Here is a 16,597-nt window from a genome sequence, read left to right as displayed (position 1 = left end):
GAACTTAAAGGAAAGTTTCCTATAAGTTGCGCCTCGGGAGACGCCCGTGAAGAAAGCCCTCATCGCCCTCTCGGTCTTGGTCCTGACACTCACCGCCACCGCTCTCCCTGCCGAGGCCGGCGGCGGTTTCAAGCGGGTCGCCTACTTCATCCAGTGGGGGATCTACGGCAGGAACTTCCACGTCAAGGACATGGACACCAGCGGCGCCGCCGCCAAGCTGACCCACATCAACTACGCCTTCGGCTTCGTCGGCGCCGACGGCACCTGCGTCTCGGCCGACCCGTGGGCTGACTGGCAGCGTCCCGTCCCTGCCGAGCAGAGCGTGGACGGCGTCGCCGACGCGCCGGGCCAGGCGCTCAACGGCAACCTCAACCAGCTCCGCAAGCTCAAGGAGAAGCACCCGGGACTGCGCGTGCTCCTCTCGCTCGGCGGCTGGACGGGCTCCCGCCACTTCTCCGACGCCGTGCTCACCCCCGAGGCGCGCGCCAAGCTGGCCGCCTCGTGCGTCGACATGTGGCTGAAGGGCAACCTGCCGGGACTGGAGGCAGGCGCGGGCGAGGGCGTCTTCGACGGCCTCGACCTCGACTGGGAGTGGCCGGGCTCCGAGGGCGCCCCCGGCAACGTCATCAGGCCCGAGGACAGGCAGAACTTCACCCTCTTCCTGTCGGAGCTGCGCTCCCGGATGAGGGCCCACTCCCGTACGGCCGAGCTGACCGCCTTCCTCCCCGCCGCCGCCGCGAAGATCGACGCGGGCTTCGACGTACGACAGGTCTTCAGGCAGCTCGACTTCGCCACCATCCAGGGCTACGACCTGCACGGCTCGTGGGAGCTGCGGACCGGGCACAACGGCAACCTGCTCACCGACAGGCGCGACCCCAACCCGGTGCGCTACAGCGTCGACCAGACCGTGCGCGACTACCTGACCCGCGGCGCCCCCGCCCGCAAGATCGTGGTCGGCGTCCCCGCGTACGGCCAGGGCTGGACCGGCGTGACGGCAGGCGGCGACGGTCTCTACCAACCGGCCACGGGACCGGCGCCTGGCAGGTGGGCCGCGGGCTCGGAGGACTACAAGGACCTGGTGAACAAGCCGGGCAAGCGCTACCGCGACCTGCGGACCGGGACGATGTGGCTGTATGACGGCAACGAGTTCTGGTCCTACGACGATCCGGCGGTGATGGCGCAGAAGGCGGCCTACATCAGGCTCAAGGGGCTGGGCGGCTCCATGATGTGGTCCATCGACCAGGACGACGCCAAGGCCTCCCTCACCTCCGCCCTGTACCGCATCCTCCGCTGACCGCTCGGAAGGCCGAGCTGCCTGAGGCCCTTCGGAGAGCCGCCTCCGAGACCTCGCGACTCGGCCTCCCTGGAACACCCCGGCTTCCGCCTCCCCGACGACCCGCAACCACCTTCCCCCCGGCCCCTCCCGAGGCCGGGACCGGGACCGGGACCGAGAACCTCCACCCTCACGGAAGGCCAGGCTCCCTTCCGCAGATCCGAAGGGAGCCCGAACCCGGAGACGAGACGCCCCGCCTACCGGAAGGCCCGGCCCTCCGTCGCTCGGAGACCAGGCGCTGAGCCTTCCGGGGAGATTGGGCATTCGCTCGCAAGCCGGACTCCGAGCCTTCCGGCAAGACCGGCCTCCATCACTCAAAGGCCAGGCGCCAAGCCTTCCCGGAAACCGGGCCCTCCATCACACGAAAACCAGACCCCCAGCTTTCCGGGAGACCGACCCTCCGTCACACGGAAGTTGGGCGCCAAGCATTGGGAGACCGCGCCCTCCTTGGTCGAAGGTCAGGCTTCCCGGTTTCGGAGAGGGGCCCTCGACTCGCGGGGACGGTGGCAGGGTTCGCCCCGTCCCCGCGACACCACCCCGGGCCTGTCCACGCGGAGAGCCGTCTCGACGCCGCCTCCCGACCCCGGGCGCTCCGAGCATCCGGCCCCAAGCGAACGAATTGTCGCGCTCAGGAAGCGATCCCCGGGGTGCGCGGTGCCCTGCCCCGCTCCTCCGCAGGCGGAGATCTCCGCTCCCGACCGGTCGCGCCGCACAGCCCCTCCGGGCTCCGGACGACCGGTGAAGCCGCTCAGCGGGCGTCCTCAGCAGGCCGGGCGTCCTCAGCAGGCTGAGCGGCTCTCAGCAGGCTGGGCGGCTCTCAGCAAGCTGGGCGGCTCTCAGCAGGCTGGGCGATTCAGGAGGGAGTCGTCGTCGAAACCCGCCAGTTGTAACAAGCTGTCGAGCGCGTCCTGGTGGGTCTGGCCGAAGCACTCTGCCGCCACCTCCAAGACCGTCTCCACCACTGCGGAGTCCGGATACGGCACCTCGACGTGCACCCTGCCGTCGGCCCCCACCTCGGCCGGGGAGAAGTGCAGCCGCAGCAGCCGACGGGTCTCCTCGGCCACCGCCACTCCCAGCAGGGCGGCCTTGACGAACCGCTCGGATTCGACGCTGTCGCCGTCCATGCCACCTCCACAATCGGACACCTGTTCGATCCGAGAAGCTACGGCACGGCACCGACAAAATCGGGGACCGTTCAGAAGGCGACCCGGACGTCCAGACCGCCGAGGGGAAGGGCCGTGGCGTGGAGGTCCGCGTCGTGGGCGGTGGCGATGGCGGAGACGATGGACAGACCCAGCCCGAGGCCGCCGTCGTCGCTCGTTCTGGTCGCCTCCACGCGGAGGAACGGCTGGAAGAGGGCGTCCACCCGCGCCGGAGGGACCACGGGCCCGAGTTGGCCACCCGCACCGTGGGGGCGAAGGCGTCGACCCGTTCTCGGACAGGCTCAGGACGGCGGTGTAGTCCTGCGAGCACCTCCTGCCGAAGGGGACCGCGCGCCCCACCCGTCCGACGCCGCCCGAGCCGCCTTCGACGCCCGAGGTGAAGCTCGGCGAGCTGCCCGAGATCACCTGCTCCTGACACGAAAGGTCCGGCGCTCGACCCGAGCGCCGGACCTTGGGGCGGCCGGTGTTACTTCTTCGGCTTGTCGGTGCCGGACTCGGTCGACAGTGCGGCGACGAAGGCCTCCTGCGGCACCTCCACGCGCCCGACCATCTTCATCCGCTTCTTGCCTTCCTTCTGCTTCTCCAGCAGCTTCCGCTTACGGGAGATGTCACCGCCGTAGCACTTGGCGAGCACGTCCTTGCGGATGGCCCTGATGTTCTCGCGGGCGATCACCCGCGCGCCGATCGCCGCCTGGATCGGCACCTCGAACTGCTGCCTCGGGATCAGCTCGCGCAGCTTCTTGGCCATCTCGACGCCGTAGCCGTAGGCCTTGTCCTTGTGCACGATCGCGCTGAAGGCGTCGACGGGCTCGCCCTGCAGCAGGATGTCGACCTTGACCAGCTCGGACTCCAGCTCGCCCGCGGGCTCGTAGTCGAGGGAGGCGTAGCCGCGCGTGCGCGACTTCAGCTGGTCGAAGAAGTCGAAGATGATCTCGCCGAGCGGCAGCGTGTAGCGGATCTCGACGCGGTCCTCCGACAGGTAGTCCATGCCCTGGAGCTGGCCGCGCCTGCCCTGGCAGATCTCCATGATCGCGCCGATGAACTCGGAGGGCGCGAGGATCGTGGACTTGGTGACGGGCTCGAAGACCTGCGCGATCTTGCCACCGGTCGGGAACTCCGACGGGTTGGTGACGGTCAGCTCCTTGCCGTCCTCCATGACGACCCGGTAGACCACGTTCGGCGCGGTGGAGATCAGCGACAGGCCGAACTCCCGCTCCAGCCGCTCACGGATGATCTCCATGTGCAGCAGGCCGAGGAAGCCCACGCGGAAGCCGAAGCCGAGCGCGGCGGAGGTCTCGGGCTCGTAGACCAGGGAGGCGTCGTTGAGCTGCAGCTTGTCGAGCGCCTCGCGCAGCTCGGGATACTCGTCGCCGTCGATCGGGTAGAGCCCGGAGAACACCATCGGCCTGGGGTGGTCGTACCCGGCCAGCATCTCGGTGGCGCCGTGCGCGGCCGAGGTGACGGTGTCGCCGACGCGCGACTGGCGCACGTCCTTCACGCCGGTGATGAGGTATCCGACCTCGCCGACGCCCAGCCCCTTGTCCGCGACCTTCGGCTCGGGCGAGATCACGCCGATCTCGAGCGTCTCGTGGGTGGCCTGCGTGGACATCATGGTGATGCGCTCGCGCTTGCCGAGGTGGCCGTCGACGACCCTGACGTAGGTGACGACGCCCCTGTAGGTGTCGTAGACCGAGTCGAAGATCAGCGCGCGGGCCGCCGCGTCGGCGTCGCCCACGGGGGCCGGCACGGTCTGCACGACGTGGTCGAGCAGTTCCTTCACCCCGACGCCCGTCTTGCCCGAGACGCGAAGCACGTCGGAGGGGTCGCAGCCGATGAGCCCTGCGAGCTCCTCGGCGAACTTCTCCGGCTGGGCGGCGGGCAGGTCGATCTTGTTGAGCACCGGGATGATGTGCAGGTCGTTGTTCATGGCCAGATAGAGGTTGGCCAGCGTCTGCGCCTCGATGCCCTGGGCGGCGTCGACCAGCAGGATCGCGCCCTCGCACGCCTGGAGGGAGCGCGAGACCTCGTAGGTGAAGTCGACGTGCCCCGGCGTGTCGATCATGTTGAGGACATGGCCGTCCCACGGCAGGCGTACGGCCTGCGACTTGATGGTGATGCCGCGTTCGCGCTCGATGTCCATCCTGTCGAGGTACTGCGCACGCATGGAGCGATCGTCGACCACGCCGGTGATCTGCAGCATCCGGTCGGCAAGCGTGGACTTGCCGTGGTCGATGTGCGCGATGATGCAGAAGTTGCGGATCAACGCGGGGTCGGTCTGGCCAGGCTGAGTGCGCACCGAAGTCCGTTTCGACAGGGTTGAGGTCAAGCGTCTTTCATGGTGACATGCCCGGGTGATTGCCCGAACCGTCATCCGCCGCTGCCTGCGCGTTCTCGCGCTGGCTTTAGCCGTCCTGGTCGCGCTCGCCGTCGTGGTGGCAGTCGCGTTCCGTCTCCAGTTTACCGGGGCGCCGGAGGCTTGGGCGAAGAGCACGGGTAACGACGCCCTGTGGCTGGGCCACGCGTGGGTCGACGGCCGCCGCACCGAGCAGGACGTCGAGAGGATGGCCGTACGGCTGCGCGCCACCGGCGTCAAGGACGTCTTCGTCCACGCGGGCCCCTTCGAATGGGACGGCGCCCTCGACCCCGCGAAGCACCCTAACGCCGGAAACTTCCTGAAATGGTGGAAGGAGCACCTTCCAGGGGTCCGCGTCTCCGCCTGGCTCGGACAGGCCGTCAAGAACGGTCTCGACCTCGACGACCCCGCCGCCCGCGACCGGGTGCTCGCGGGCGCGAAGCACATCATGGATCTCGGCTTCGACGGGATCCACTACAACTTCGAGCCCATCGGCGACGGCGACGCCGACTTCCTCGAGCTGCTCGAGCGCACCCGCCCGCTGACCAGGCTCCTGTCGGTGTCGACCCCGCAGATCGAGCCCTACCCGCTCATGCGCCTGGCCGCCCGTGCCACGCTCGGCCACGACAAGTACTGGTCGCACGGCTTCTTCCGGCAGGTCGCGGAGCGTACCGACCAGGTGGCGATCATGACCTACGACTCCTTCCTGCTGATGGAGTCGCTCTACGGCGGCCATGTCGCGCGGCAGGCGAGCCTCGCCCTCGACCTCGCGCCCGCCAAGACGGCGATCTTCATGGGCGCTCCCGCCTACCACGACCACGCCGTGCCCTTCCTCGACGACTCCGAGAGCGTCGCCAAGGCCGCGGAGGGGGCCAGGCTCGGCCTGTCCTCGCACGGCGCGCGCGACCGCTTCGGCCTGGCGCTCTACGTCGACTTCGCCGCGACGGAGGAGGACTGGAAGGAATACACCGATCACTGGATGGCGAAGTGAACGCGGCGACACGGTCCGATCCGGCGCGACACCCCGTATGCTGGTGCCGCGAGGTCGCCGATTTGAGAGGTGACCTCGATTATTGGTAACCTGTTCAACTGCGTGTGGCGCGCCCTCTCATCGAGCCCGCGCGCCCCATCCGATTTCTGACCTTCACCGAGGCTTCTTCGTGGCGAACATCAAGTCCCAGATCAAGCGCAACAAGCAGAACGAGAAGGCTCGTCTGCGCAACAAGGCTGTCAAGTCTTCCCTGAAGACGGCGATCCGCAAGTTCCGCGAGGCCGCCGACCAGGGCAACGTCGACGAGGCCGTGGCGCTGCAGCGTGTCGCCGCCCGCCAGCTCGACAAGGCCGCGAGCAAGGGCGTCATCCACAAGAACCAGGCCGCCAACCGCAAGTCGGCGATCGCCGCGCGCGCCGCCGCGCTGCAGGTAGCCAAGTAGTACGCAACAAGCGCCGCACTCCATAACGGAGTGCGGCGTTTTCGTGTGCGCTCAGTCAGATATCCGGATTTCATCGGGAAACTGTCACAGTTTCGACATCACTCCAGCGTATCGGCTGTGTCACCGTTGAGAAGATCGGCTTGCCCGCCACCCCTTTCATCCCCAAAGGTTCACATCAACGGGGAGCGCGGAAGGGGCGGGCGATATGCGGAGGCGCGTTCCGCTGGTCATCGAACACCCGGCCGACGAGCGCGCCGCTGACGATCACCCTGCTCGAAGCGGACGGGAGCCCTGGCGATCCTGCGTACGCCGGGCCGCACCGCGGTCTCCCTGCTCGGTGCCTACGCGCCCACCGCCATCGGCCGTCGGCGCAGCCTCGGCTCCGCCCTTCGAGTAGGTGACCAGTGACGAACACCCCCACCCTTTCCGACCTGGAGGCGCAGGCCACGCGCGAACGGGCCGCCTTCGGCGGTGACGCGCACATCGTCTGCGACAACCTCGTCCGTATCTACAAGACCGAGGGGGTCGAGGTCGTCGCGCTCCAGGGACTCGACCTGCTCATCCAGAAGGGCGAGCTGATCGCCATCGTCGGCGCCTCAGGCTCGGGCAAGTCCACCCTGCTCAACGTGCTGTCCGGTCTCGACGTCCCGACCGCGGGCCTGGCCAGGGTGGCGGGCATGGACCTGCTGTCGATGACGGCCAAGGACCGGCTGCGCTACCGCCGCGAGGTGGTCGGCTTCATCTGGCAGCAGACCGCGCGCAACCTGCTCTCCTACCTGACCGCCAGGGAGAACGTCGAGCTGCCCATGAGGCTGGCGGGCAGGAACCGCAGGAACCGCGCGATGGAGCTGCTGACGCTGCTCGGCGTCGACTACTGCGCGGACAGGAAGCCGTCGGAGATGTCGGGCGGTGAGCAGCAGCGTGTGGCGATCGCCGTGGCGCTGGCCAACTCCCCCCAGCTCATCCTGGCCGACGAGCCGACGGGTGAGCTCGACAGCGACACCTCCGAGGAGGTTTTCGAGGCGCTGCGCAGGGCCAACCGCGAGCTGGGCGTCACCGTGGTCATCGTGACGCACGACGCGCTGGTCTCCGAGCAGGTCGACCGTACCGTCGGCATCCGTGACGGCCGCACCAGCAGCGAGACGCTGCGCAGGGAGGGCGCCGAGGGCGAGATCATCGCCGAGGAGTACGCCGTGCTCGACCGCGTCGGCCGCCTGCAGCTGCCGCGCGACTTCATGAACGCCCTCGACATGGAGCGCAGGGTGCGCCTCGAGCTCGAGTCCGACCACATCGGCGTGTGGCCGTCCCGTGAGGAGTCCCCTGATGAGCAGTGAGCCCCTGGTCGTCGTGGAGGGCCTGCGCAAGGTCTACAGGACCGGGCCCAAGGAGGTCGTCGCGCTGCGCGAGGTCTCCTTCGAGGCCTACCCGGGCGAGCTGGTCGCGATCCGCGGCCGCTCGGGTTCGGGCAAGACCACGCTGCTCAACCAGATCGGCGGGCTGGACAGGCCGGACGCGGGCCGGGTGGTGGTGGCGGGCCAGGAGGTCACCTCGCTGCCGGAGGAGGCGCTGCTGGCGCTGCGCCGCGACGTGGTGGGCTTCGTCTTCCAGTCCTTCGGCCTGATCCCCGTCCTGTCGGCGGCCGAGAACGTCGGCGTGCCGATGCGCCTGGCCCGCACGCCCGTGGAGGAGCGGGAGAAGCGGGTGCGCATGCTGTTGTCGCTGGTCGGCCTGGAGCAGCACGTCAACCAGCGTCCCTACGAGCTGTCCGGCGGTCAGCGCCAGCGCGTGGCGATCGCCAGGTCGCTGGCCAACAGGCCGCGCCTGCTGGTCGCCGACGAGCCGACGGGCCAGCTCGACTCGCAGACCGGCCGCCAGATCATGCAGCTGATCAGGGCGCTGGTGCGCAGCGAGGGCGTCACCGCGCTGGTGGCCACCCACGACCAGAGCCTGATCACGCTGGCCGACAGGGTCCTGGAGATCAGCGACGGGGCGCTGCGAGAGGCGGCGCTGCAGGACTCCTGACCTCCCGCACGCCCAGCACGCTGAGACTCGCCGCGGCCACCGCGACCGCGGCGATCCACAGCGGCGGCGCCGTACCCGCCCACCCGGCCAGCGGGGCGGCGACGGCCAGGCCGAGCGGCCTGGCGGCGAAGGAGATCAGTGAGTCGAACGAGCGCACCCTGCCCAGCGCCTCCACCGGGATCCGGTCGGCGACGACGGTCTCCCACAGGGGGACGAGCAGGCCGAGACCGAACATCGCCACGGCGTACGCCACGGCCACCGCCCACCCGTTCAGCGGTACGGCCAGCGCCGCCAGCGGAGCGGCGTAGAGCGAGGCGCCCACCGCGCACCCGGCCAGCGGGCGGCGGCGGATGGGCAGGCGAGGGGCGGCGAAGACGCCGGCGAGCATGCCGACCGTGCCGCACTGCACGATGATCACCCACATCGCCTCCCCGCTCCTGACGGTGATCAGCGGGCCGAGCGTGAGGAACAGTCCGGCGCAGAGGTGCCAGACGCCGTGGCCCATGACGCTGACCAGGAACCAGGGGCGCTGCCTGATCTCCCGCCAGCCGCTGAACAGCGAGTGCGCGCCCGTGGGGGCGGCGGCTCTCGCCGTACGAACGCCGCCGAGAGTGAACGCGGAGGCCGCGAAGAGGACCGCGGTGAACAGCGACGCCCAGCCTGGCCCGACCCCGAGGACCAGCGCGCCCGCGATGGCGGGCGCGCCCACGGCGGACAGGCTGGTGGCCAGGCCGATCCGCGCGTTGGCGCGCAGCCTGGCCGCTCCCTCGACGGTCGCGGCCACCAGCCTCGGTACGGCAGGCGTCCCGAACGCGGCCGCCGCGCCCGTGACCGCCGCCAGCACGGCCAGGTCGGCGATCCGCTCCACCCCGAGCAGCAACTCCACGCCGATCGCCGCCTGTGCCGCACACCTGGTCAGGTCGGCGAGCAGCACCACGCGTTCGGGTGGGAAGCGGTCGGCCACCACCCCGCCGAACGGCAGCAGCACCAGCATCGGCACCAGCTCGCAGGCCAGCACGATGCCGAGGTCGGCGGCGTCGCCGCTACCCATGAGCACGACGAGCGTCAGCGTGGTGGGGATGAGCGCCGTCGCCAGCGCCGACAGAGCGCGGCCGATCACTAGTCTGGTCAGCATGGCTCCGGATAATAATTCGCCAGCTGATATTTCGTCAACGTACGATTCTGTCGACACGCATCTGGCACGCTGGCGCGGCAAGGCGCCCTACGACGAGCGGGTGGAGGCGATCATCACGCGCATGCAGCTGCTGGTGAAACATGTCCGTCAGGCCAAAGAGGCGGCCCTCGCCGCGGTCGGGATCCAGGACTTCGAGTTCGAGACCCTGCACAGGCTCGTCTCCCGGTCCTCGCGCCAGGCCACCCCCTCGGAGCTGGCGGGCGAGCTGATGCTGTCGCCCGCGGGGATGACGGGCCGCATCGACACCCTGGAGAAGGCAGGGCTGGTGCGCCGCGTCCGCAGCGAGGAGGACAGGCGCAGGGTCGACGTGGAGCTCACGGACAAGGGCCACGAGCTATGGGCGGCGGCGATGGCCGTCAGGGCCACCGCCGAGGCGGAGATGCTGACGGTTTTGGCCCCCGAGGAGCGGGAGACGCTCGACGAGCTGCTCAAGCGGATGCTGATCAGCGTCGAGGCCAGAACCTGACGGCCTACGTGCCGTTCCTGCTGGCGACGATCGTCTGGACGGCATGCTCGAGGGCGTAGGCGGGGTCCGCGCCGCCCCCCTTGACCTGCTCGTCGGCGATCGCGACCGCGCGCAGCGCCGCGGACAGGCCCTCAGGCCCCCACCCTCGGAGCTGCCGCTTGGCGTTGTTGATCTGCCAGGGTGCCATGCCGAGCTGTGCGGGCTGGACGTTGCGCCCTGCGCCGCCGACCTTGGCCAGCGACCGCAGGGACCGGGCCAGCGCGCTGACCAGCAGCACCGACGCCACCCCCGTGCTCAGCGCCCAGCGCAGCTGCTCCAGCGCGTCGGCCAGACGCCCCTCGACCGCGGCGTCGGCCACCGTGAACCCGCTGACCTCGGCCCTGCCCTTGTGGTAGCGGGAGACGGCGTCGAGGTCGATGCTCTTGCCCTCGGTGTCGAAGGCCAGCTGCCCGCAGGCCGCCGCCAGCTCGCGCAGGTCGTTGCCGACGGCGTCGAGGAGCGCCTGCGCCGCGTCGCCCGTGATGGTGCGGCCCGCCCGCCTGATCTCGCCCCTGATGAACTCGAGGCGCTCGGCGGGCTTGGTGAGCTTGGTGACGGTGACCACGTCGGCCCTGGTCTTCTTGATGCCGTCGATCAGCGCCTTGCCCTTGACGCCGCCCGGATGCACCAGCACGAGCACGGTGTCGTCAGCGGGGGCCTTCGCGTAGCCGACGACCTCGGCGATGACGTCCTTCGACAGGTCCTGCGCGGACCTGATCACCACCACGGACGTGTCGCCGAACAGCGAAGGCGAGGTCAGCCTGGTCAGCTCGCCGGTCTCGACCTTGGAACCGACCAGGTCGTGCACCTCCGCGCCCGCGTCGCGCGCCTTCGCGGCGGCCACGACCGCGCCGACCGCGCGCTCGGCGAGCAGCTCTTCGTCCCCGACGACCAACGTCACCATGCTTCACATTCTCCTGGCTCTCTCGTACCGCCGCCGCATCACGCTACTGCGGGTCCGCCCCGCCGGAGACCCAGCCGCCTGTACTCCCCAGGCGTCATCCCGCACCACTGGCGGAAGGCCAGGTGGAATCCCACGCCGGAGCGGTAGCCGACGCGCTCGGCGATGCGCCCGTGCGCCAGCGTCGACTCCTTCAGCAGCCGCGCCGCCTCCTGCATCCTGCGCGCGGTCAGGTGCCGCATCGGCGCCTCCCCGACCAGCTCCCTGAAGCAGGCCGCGAAGGCCGACCGCGACAGCCCTGCCTCCTCCGCCAGCGACTCCAGCGTCCACTGCTCACCGAACCTCGTGTGGACGGCCAACAGCGCCCTGCTGATGCCGGGATGGCGCAGAGCCTGCAGCACTGGGGTGTCGAGATCGGCGAGCGCCACCCGCAACGCCAGCACGAAGACCAGCTCGAAAGCCCTCAACGCCACCAGCACCGCGCCGGGCTCACCACCCGCCCACTCCCCCGCCAGCCTGTCGAGCGTGCCCGACAGCAACGGCTGGCGCTCCAGCATCTCTCTGTCGAACACCAGTACCGGCGGCAGCGCCCTGTAGAGCGGGGCCGCGGCCGAGTCGTCGTAGTGCAGCCCACCGCAGAGCATCGTCGTGGCCGGGCCGGGGCCGGCGATCTCGACCGTGCGCACCGCCCCCGGCGACCGGTCCGGCAGCAGCGAGGCCAGCGGCACGGTGGGCCTGCCTGGGCTGTCGGCCAGGCGGTGCGCGGTGCCGTGCGGGAAGACGACCAGGTCGCCCGCGTTCAGCCGTACGGGCTCGGGCAGTTCGGGGAGCTCGACCGTGCACGCGCCCTCCTGCACGTAGTGGATCAGCGCGCAGTGCTCCCGCTCCCCCGCCACCCCCCACGGCGCCCGCGCCGACCATCGGCTGTGAAAGACGCCCTGCAGGCGCAGAGGGGCAAGCAGCTCGCTCAGCAGATCTTCCACGGACGATCCTTAAACTTCAGAAGACTCGGCTTTATGGATCGTAGCCGGTGGGTGGGGCAGGCTCGGTTGCCATGAACATCCTCGTCATCGGCGCCACCGGCGCACAGGGCGGCGCCGTGGCCAGGCGCCTGGTCGATTCGGGACACGCGGTGCGCGGCCTCACCCGCTCGGGCGCGGGACTTCCCCCCCGGCGTCACGCCCGTCACCGGGGATCTGGCCGACGCCTCCGCGGTGCGGGCCGCCTTCGACGGGGTGACGCACGCGAGCGTCGTGCTGCCCATGGTCTTCGAGCCCTCCGTCGTCGAGACCTACATCCGCAACATCGCCGAGGCGGCGGTCGCGGCGGGGGTGCGGCGCCTGGTCTACAACACGGCCAACCGCATGCCGTCGGTCCCGACCTCGGTGGCCGCCTTTGAGACGCGCCGCTTCGCGACGTCGGTCCTGGTGGAGAGCGGGGTGGAGACCGTGGCGGTCAGGCCGCCCCTCTACCTCGACAACCTGTGCGCGCCCTGGGTGGCGGGGCCGCTGGTGCACGAGGGGGTGCTGCGGTATCCGCTGCCGGCCGACGTGCCGGTGTCCTGGCTCAGCCACGCCGACCTCGCCACAGCCACCATCGCCGCCCTCACCGCCCCGACGGCGGACCTCGCCCCGGCTGAGGACCTCGACCCGACCGCGGACCTCAACCCGACTCCGGACCTCACCCCGACTGCGGATCTCGCCCCAGCCGCCGCACTCGCCCCGCCCAGCGCAGCCGCCGTCATCCCCACACTCGCCTCGCCCGCTGCCGATCTCACCGCAGCCGCCCTCCCACGCAGCGCGACCACCGCCGACTTCACCTCTGCGCCTTCCATCGCGTCCGTTGCCCCTGTCGATCCCGTCGCGCTCATCCCGCCGGTCGAGCAGGTCTCGCCGGTCGAGCAGGTCTCGCCGGTCGAGCAGGTCTCGCCGGTCGAGCAGGTCTCGCCGGTCGAGCAGGTCTCGCCGGTCGAGCAGGTCTCGCCGGTCGAGCAGGTCTCGCCGGTCGAGCGGGTCTCGCCGGTCGAGCGGGTCTCGCCGGCCTCGCCCGCTCGCGTGGGTGCGGGTGCGGGGTTCGCCGTCGACCTGGGCGGTGCGGACGTGGTGACGGGGACCGAGCTCGCCGCCGCCTTCTCCGCCGTCCTGGGCCGCCCCGTCCGTTACGTCGCCCAGGACCTCGACGAGTTCGAGGCAGGCCTGACCCACGCCCTCGGCGCCACCACCGCCGCGGGCGTCGTCTCGACGTACCGCTGGGTAGCCGAGCACGGCCACGACCTGTACGACCTCGACCCGGCCGCCCTCGAGAAGACCCTCGCGATCAGCCTGACCCCCCTGAGCACATGGATCGCCGCCCAGCCCTGGACGGAGCTCGCCCGATGACCACCCCCACCCCCGAATCCACACCCGCCCCCGTCCCCACGCCGACGCCCACTTCCACACCCAACCCCGCGCCCACCTCCCCGCCGACCTCCGCCACCACGCCCGACCACACACCCGCATCCACACCCAACCCCGCCCCCGCTTCCACACCCAACCCCGCTCCTGCCTCCGCACCCGCACCCAACCCCGCGCCGACCTCCGCCTCCGCGCCCAGCCCCACCCCGGTGTCCACGCCGCCGGACTCCCCACCCGATCTCACGCTCGCCGACGCGGACGCCTGCCGGGCGGAGATCGTCCGGCACCACCGGGTCATCGAAGACTGGCTCACCGGACGCGCCGCGCGCGCCGACCTCCCCGCCTTCGCCGACGCGCACACGCCCGCCTTCACCCTCATCACCCCGGACGGCGAAGCGCTGCCGTTGCCGCGCGTGCTGACCATGATCGAGCCCGCGTACGGCGCCGCCCCCACCCTCACGATCGCCATCCGCGACGTGAAGGTCGTCGTTTCGGCGGAGTCGTTCCTGGTCGCCACCTACGAGGAACACCACGGAGGCCAGAATCCCAGCGTCCGGCGCGCCACAGTGGTCCTCGTCAGGGACGCCACCGCCCCCCACGGCCTGCGCTGGACCCACCTCCACGAAACCTGGACCAACGTTTGATCGGAGCAGCCACCCGCCTGAGCCAGAGCAGCGGCCACCGACCACCGACCCCTGCACGAGGGCAGCCGCAGCCCACCGCGCGACGGCCGCATCTGGAGCCAGTCCTCACCCGCCGCATCAGGCATCCAACAGACACTCGCTCAACCATCCCTGCGCATCCCCTCGGCCCATGCGCACCCTGGTCTTTCGACGCCCCCCGCCCGGCCGACCTGGTGTCCGAACGCCCGAACCAGGCAGGGAGCGAGGCTCACTCGTCGGACCGTCCCCTCGACACCACCGCCAGCCGTCCCGACTGGTCGATCACCGCCAGCGCGCCCGACTCGTCCGTGCGGTAGACGCGCATCCCCAGCCTGTGCAGCATCCCCAGCGTCGGCGGCGCGGGATGCCCGTACCCGTTGTCCGCCCCCACGCTGATCAACGCCGCCCTCGCCCCCGTCGCCGCCAGGAAGCGCGCGTCCTGCCGAGCCGATCCGTGATGGGGAACCTTCAGGAGATCGGCGGGCGGAAGCCCCGCGCGGAGAAGCTCGGCCTGCGCCTCCGTCTCGACATCGCCGCTGAGCAGGATCGAGCCCGCCGCCCAGCGCACCAGCATGACCACGCTCTCGTTGTTGATCATGCTTCCCTCCCCTGACCCGCCCGGCACGGCACCGGCCGCAGGCCCCACGACGATCAGTTCCGACGGGCCGAAGCGCCAGCGCGCGCCAGGGGACGCCACCCACTCGGCGATCCCCTTCCGGCCCAGCGCGGCCGAGATGCGGGCGGACTCGTGCGCCGGAGCCCTCCCCGGGCTGACGATCACCGCGCCGACGCGGCGCCCTGATCGGAAGATCCCGTCCAGCCCGCCCACGTGATCGCGGTGCGGGTGGGTGAGGATGACGAGCGGGACCTCGTGGACGCCGAGGTCGCGCAGGCAACGGTCCGCCAGCGTGGGATCGGGTCCGGTGTCCACGACGACCGCCCGCCCAGGGCCCGCCGCGATCGCGAGGGCGTCGCCCTGCCCCACATCGCACGCGACGAGGAGCCAGCGCGCGGGAGGCCAGGGGGCGATCACGGGCCCTGCGACCAGGACGGCCGCGAGGCCTGCCGTACCCATGGTCAGGACGATCACGCGGGCGTCCGCGCGGCGCAGCAGCGGCACCGCCACCGCGACGGCCGCCGCGAGCAGGAGCAGTCCGGTGAGCCCTCCGGGCCAGGGGAGCCCGGCCAGCGGCACGCGGGCGGCGTGCTCGGCCACGGTGATGATCCAGCCGACCGCGTAGCCCGCGGGCAGCACGAGCAGCCTGGCCACCTCGATGGACAACGGCGCCACCAGCGCTGCCGCGAACCCCAGCACCGTGGCCGGAGCGACGGCGGGTCCTGCGAGCAGGTTCGCGGGCACCGCGACCAGTTGCACCTGTCCCGCCATGAGCACGAGCACGGGCGTCACCGCCGCCTGCGCGGCAGCCGGTACGGCTATCGCCTCCGCGGCCCATCGCGGCATCCTGACCGCCATCCTGTCGCGCCAGCCCGGCGCCAGCAGCAGGATGCCGCCGGTGGCGCAGACCGACAGCGCGAAGCCGTACTCACGGGCCAGCCCTGGATCGAACAGCATGAGCAGCAGCACCGTCGCCGACAGCGCCGCGACCCCGTCCCTCGGACGCCCCGTGCCCAGCGCGATCGCCCCGACCAACCCCATGAGAAGGGCCCGCAGCACACTCGGCGACGGCCGCGCCACCACCGCGAAGGCCAGCATGGCGAGCGCCGCCAACCCGGCCCGTACGGCAAGCGGCAGCCCGGCCAACCGCGACAACGCCACCACCGCACCGGCCACGATCGCGAGGTTGGCCCCGCTGACGGCCGTCAGGTGGCTGAGTCCCGCCTCCTTGAAGTCGGCGCTGACCTCGGGATCCATGCGGGACACGTCGCCCACCACGAGCCCCGGCAGCAGGCCACGCTGGTCGGGAGGCAACCCGTCCGTCGCCGCGCGCAGCCCGGCCCGCAGCAGGCCCGCCACGCTCTGCAGCCCTGAGGGCTCCGACAGCACCGTCGGCGGGCCGCGCACGAGCAGCACCGCGCCGACGAGCTCGCCGGGCTCCGCGCCGCCCAGCCTGCCCGCCACCCGCAGGCGCTGGCTGGGCAGGAGCGAACGCCACCTGCTGCCCGATCCGAAGACCACGACAGGGGTGTGTACGGCGAGCCGTCCCGTGGGGGTGTCCAGCGACTCCAACGTGGCCTCGACGACCACGCTCTCGCCCCTGAAGGCCGCTTGGGCCTGCCGTACCTTGGGGTCGCCCGTGAGGACGAGCTCCGCGTGCACGACCGCCCCTCTGGCGGCCAGCACGGCGACGGGGCCCGTGGCGACGGCGTGCACACGGAAGGCGACACCGGCCGAGGTGGCCGCCATGCACCCGAGCACTGCGACGGCGACATTCACCCACACACCGGTTCTCCGGACGGACGGGCGCGAGCCAGCCGACCCGTTCGCCGCACCGGACGCTGCCCCGCGCCGGATCGCCTCGCGGGACGGTCCTGGTCTCCTCCTGCGGAAGACGAAGAGGGCGAGCTTCGCTCCCACCGGCACCGATGTCCGTCCGGACCGACCGGCGCGCCGATGACGCGCCGCGAAAGGGACCCCGGCCGCGCCCAGTGCCGACACCGCCGCGCACGCAGCGCCGA

At 71.1% G+C, this 16,597-nt stretch carries 15 protein-coding genes and 1 pseudogene; 9 read left to right on the top strand and 7 right to left on the bottom strand.

Annotation, left to right across the window (positions count from 1 at the left end; all coding sequences use genetic code 11):
* Positions 1 to 46 precede the first annotated feature (46 nt).
* Entirely contained in the window at positions 47 to 1,294 is a 1,248-nt protein-coding gene (locus ABFX55_RS47215) for a glycoside hydrolase family 18 protein (protein WP_346130505.1), read from the top strand.
* Between the two features lie 875 nt (positions 1,295 to 2,169).
* On the opposite strand, the gene ABFX55_RS47210 is transcribed toward ABFX55_RS47215, so the two are convergent.
* The 3 genes from ABFX55_RS47210 to lepA all read right to left on the bottom strand — a co-directional run bounded on the left by ABFX55_RS47210 (position 2,170) and on the right by lepA (position 4,792).
* Positions 2,170 to 2,457, bottom strand: coding sequence for a hypothetical protein (locus ABFX55_RS47210; protein ID WP_346130504.1), 288 nt, complete (start codon positions 2,455 to 2,457; stop codon positions 2,170 to 2,172).
* 71 nt (positions 2,458 to 2,528) lie between these two features.
* Entirely contained in the window at positions 2,529 to 2,717 is a 189-nt protein-coding gene (locus tag ABFX55_RS47205; RefSeq protein WP_346130502.1) for an ATP-binding protein, read from the bottom strand.
* A 245-nt stretch (positions 2,718 to 2,962) separates the two neighbouring features.
* The gene (lepA, locus tag ABFX55_RS47200; RefSeq protein ID WP_346130500.1) at positions 2,963 to 4,792 is read right to left on the bottom strand and encodes a translation elongation factor 4; all 1,830 of its coding nucleotides are present in this window, start codon (positions 4,790 to 4,792) and stop codon (positions 2,963 to 2,965) included.
* A gap of 55 nt (positions 4,793 to 4,847) precedes the next feature.
* Here lepA and ABFX55_RS47195 point away from each other — a divergent pair, with 55 nt between their 5' ends.
* The 4 genes from ABFX55_RS47195 (at position 4,848) to ABFX55_RS47180 (ending at position 8,304) form a co-directional block, all read left to right on the top strand.
* Entirely contained in the window at positions 4,848 to 5,840 is a 993-nt protein-coding gene (locus ABFX55_RS47195) for a glycoside hydrolase family 18 protein (RefSeq protein ID WP_346130499.1), read from the top strand.
* Between the two features lie 169 nt (positions 5,841 to 6,009).
* Positions 6,010 to 6,282 (top strand): 30S ribosomal protein S20, encoded by a 273-nt coding sequence (gene rpsT / locus ABFX55_RS47190; protein ID WP_183657694.1) that lies wholly within the window; start codon positions 6,010 to 6,012, stop codon positions 6,280 to 6,282.
* 404 nt (positions 6,283 to 6,686) lie between these two features.
* Positions 6,687 to 7,616 carry an ABC transporter ATP-binding protein gene (locus ABFX55_RS47185; RefSeq protein ID WP_346130497.1) on the top strand — a complete coding sequence of 310 codons (930 nt, stop codon included), beginning with the start codon at positions 6,687 to 6,689 and terminating at the stop codon, positions 7,614 to 7,616.
* Positions 7,606 to 8,304: an ABC transporter ATP-binding protein gene (locus ABFX55_RS47180; RefSeq protein ID WP_346130495.1), complete on the top strand. Its 699-nt coding sequence runs from the start codon at positions 7,606 to 7,608 to the stop codon at positions 8,302 to 8,304. Before ABFX55_RS47185 ends, ABFX55_RS47180 begins: the two co-directional genes overlap by 11 nt.
* On the opposite strand, the gene ABFX55_RS47175 is transcribed toward ABFX55_RS47180, so the two are convergent.
* Positions 8,261 to 9,439 (bottom strand): MFS transporter, encoded by a 1,179-nt coding sequence (locus ABFX55_RS47175; protein WP_346130493.1) that lies wholly within the window; start codon positions 9,437 to 9,439, stop codon positions 8,261 to 8,263. The genes ABFX55_RS47180 and ABFX55_RS47175 overlap by 44 nt on opposite strands.
* Positions 9,440 to 9,539: 100 nt before the next feature.
* On the opposite strand from ABFX55_RS47175, the gene ABFX55_RS47170 reads away from it, so the two are divergent.
* A complete protein-coding gene (locus ABFX55_RS47170; protein ID WP_346130491.1) occupies positions 9,540 to 9,965 on the top strand; it encodes a MarR family winged helix-turn-helix transcriptional regulator in 426 nt (141 codons plus the stop codon).
* Between the two features lie 4 nt (positions 9,966 to 9,969).
* Here ABFX55_RS47170 and holA read toward each other — a convergent pair whose 3' ends face one another.
* Both holA and ABFX55_RS47160 read right to left on the bottom strand, forming a co-directional pair.
* Positions 9,970 to 10,908 (bottom strand): DNA polymerase III subunit delta, encoded by a 939-nt coding sequence (holA, locus tag ABFX55_RS47165; RefSeq protein ID WP_346130489.1) that lies wholly within the window; start codon positions 10,906 to 10,908, stop codon positions 9,970 to 9,972.
* A 38-nt stretch (positions 10,909 to 10,946) separates the two neighbouring features.
* On the bottom strand, positions 10,947 to 11,888 hold the full coding sequence (locus ABFX55_RS47160; protein WP_346130488.1) for an AraC family transcriptional regulator: 942 nt from the start codon (positions 11,886 to 11,888) through the stop codon (positions 10,947 to 10,949).
* A 71-nt stretch (positions 11,889 to 11,959) separates the two neighbouring features.
* On the opposite strand from ABFX55_RS47160, the pseudogene ABFX55_RS50110 reads away from it, so the two are divergent.
* The 3 genes and pseudogenes from ABFX55_RS50110 to ABFX55_RS47150 form a co-directional block, all read left to right on the top strand.
* A pseudogene (locus ABFX55_RS50110) lies at positions 11,960 to 12,013 on the top strand (hypothetical protein); the annotation flags it as partial.
* Positions 12,014 to 12,023: 10 nt separating this feature from the next.
* Positions 12,024 to 13,283, top strand: a complete 1,260-nt coding sequence (locus ABFX55_RS47155; protein ID WP_346131465.1) for an NAD(P)H-binding protein — start codon at positions 12,024 to 12,026, stop codon at positions 13,281 to 13,283.
* Complete coding sequence (locus tag ABFX55_RS47150; RefSeq protein WP_346130486.1) at positions 13,280 to 13,942, top strand: nuclear transport factor 2 family protein; 663 nt, start codon at positions 13,280 to 13,282, stop codon at positions 13,940 to 13,942. Before ABFX55_RS47155 ends, ABFX55_RS47150 begins: the two co-directional genes overlap by 4 nt.
* A gap of 247 nt (positions 13,943 to 14,189) precedes the next feature.
* On the opposite strand, the gene ABFX55_RS47145 is transcribed toward ABFX55_RS47150, so the two are convergent.
* The gene (locus ABFX55_RS47145) at positions 14,190 to 16,361 is read right to left on the bottom strand and encodes a ComEC/Rec2 family competence protein (protein WP_346130484.1); all 2,172 of its coding nucleotides are present in this window, start codon (positions 16,359 to 16,361) and stop codon (positions 14,190 to 14,192) included.
* Positions 16,362 to 16,597 lie beyond the last annotated feature (236 nt).

Source organism: Nonomuraea roseola, from assembly GCF_039535395.1.
Taxonomy (GTDB): domain Bacteria; phylum Actinomycetota; class Actinomycetes; order Streptosporangiales; family Streptosporangiaceae; genus Nonomuraea; species Nonomuraea roseola.
Note: the sequence above shows the minus strand (reverse complement) of the source record. Positions and strands in the feature narration are given on the sequence as shown.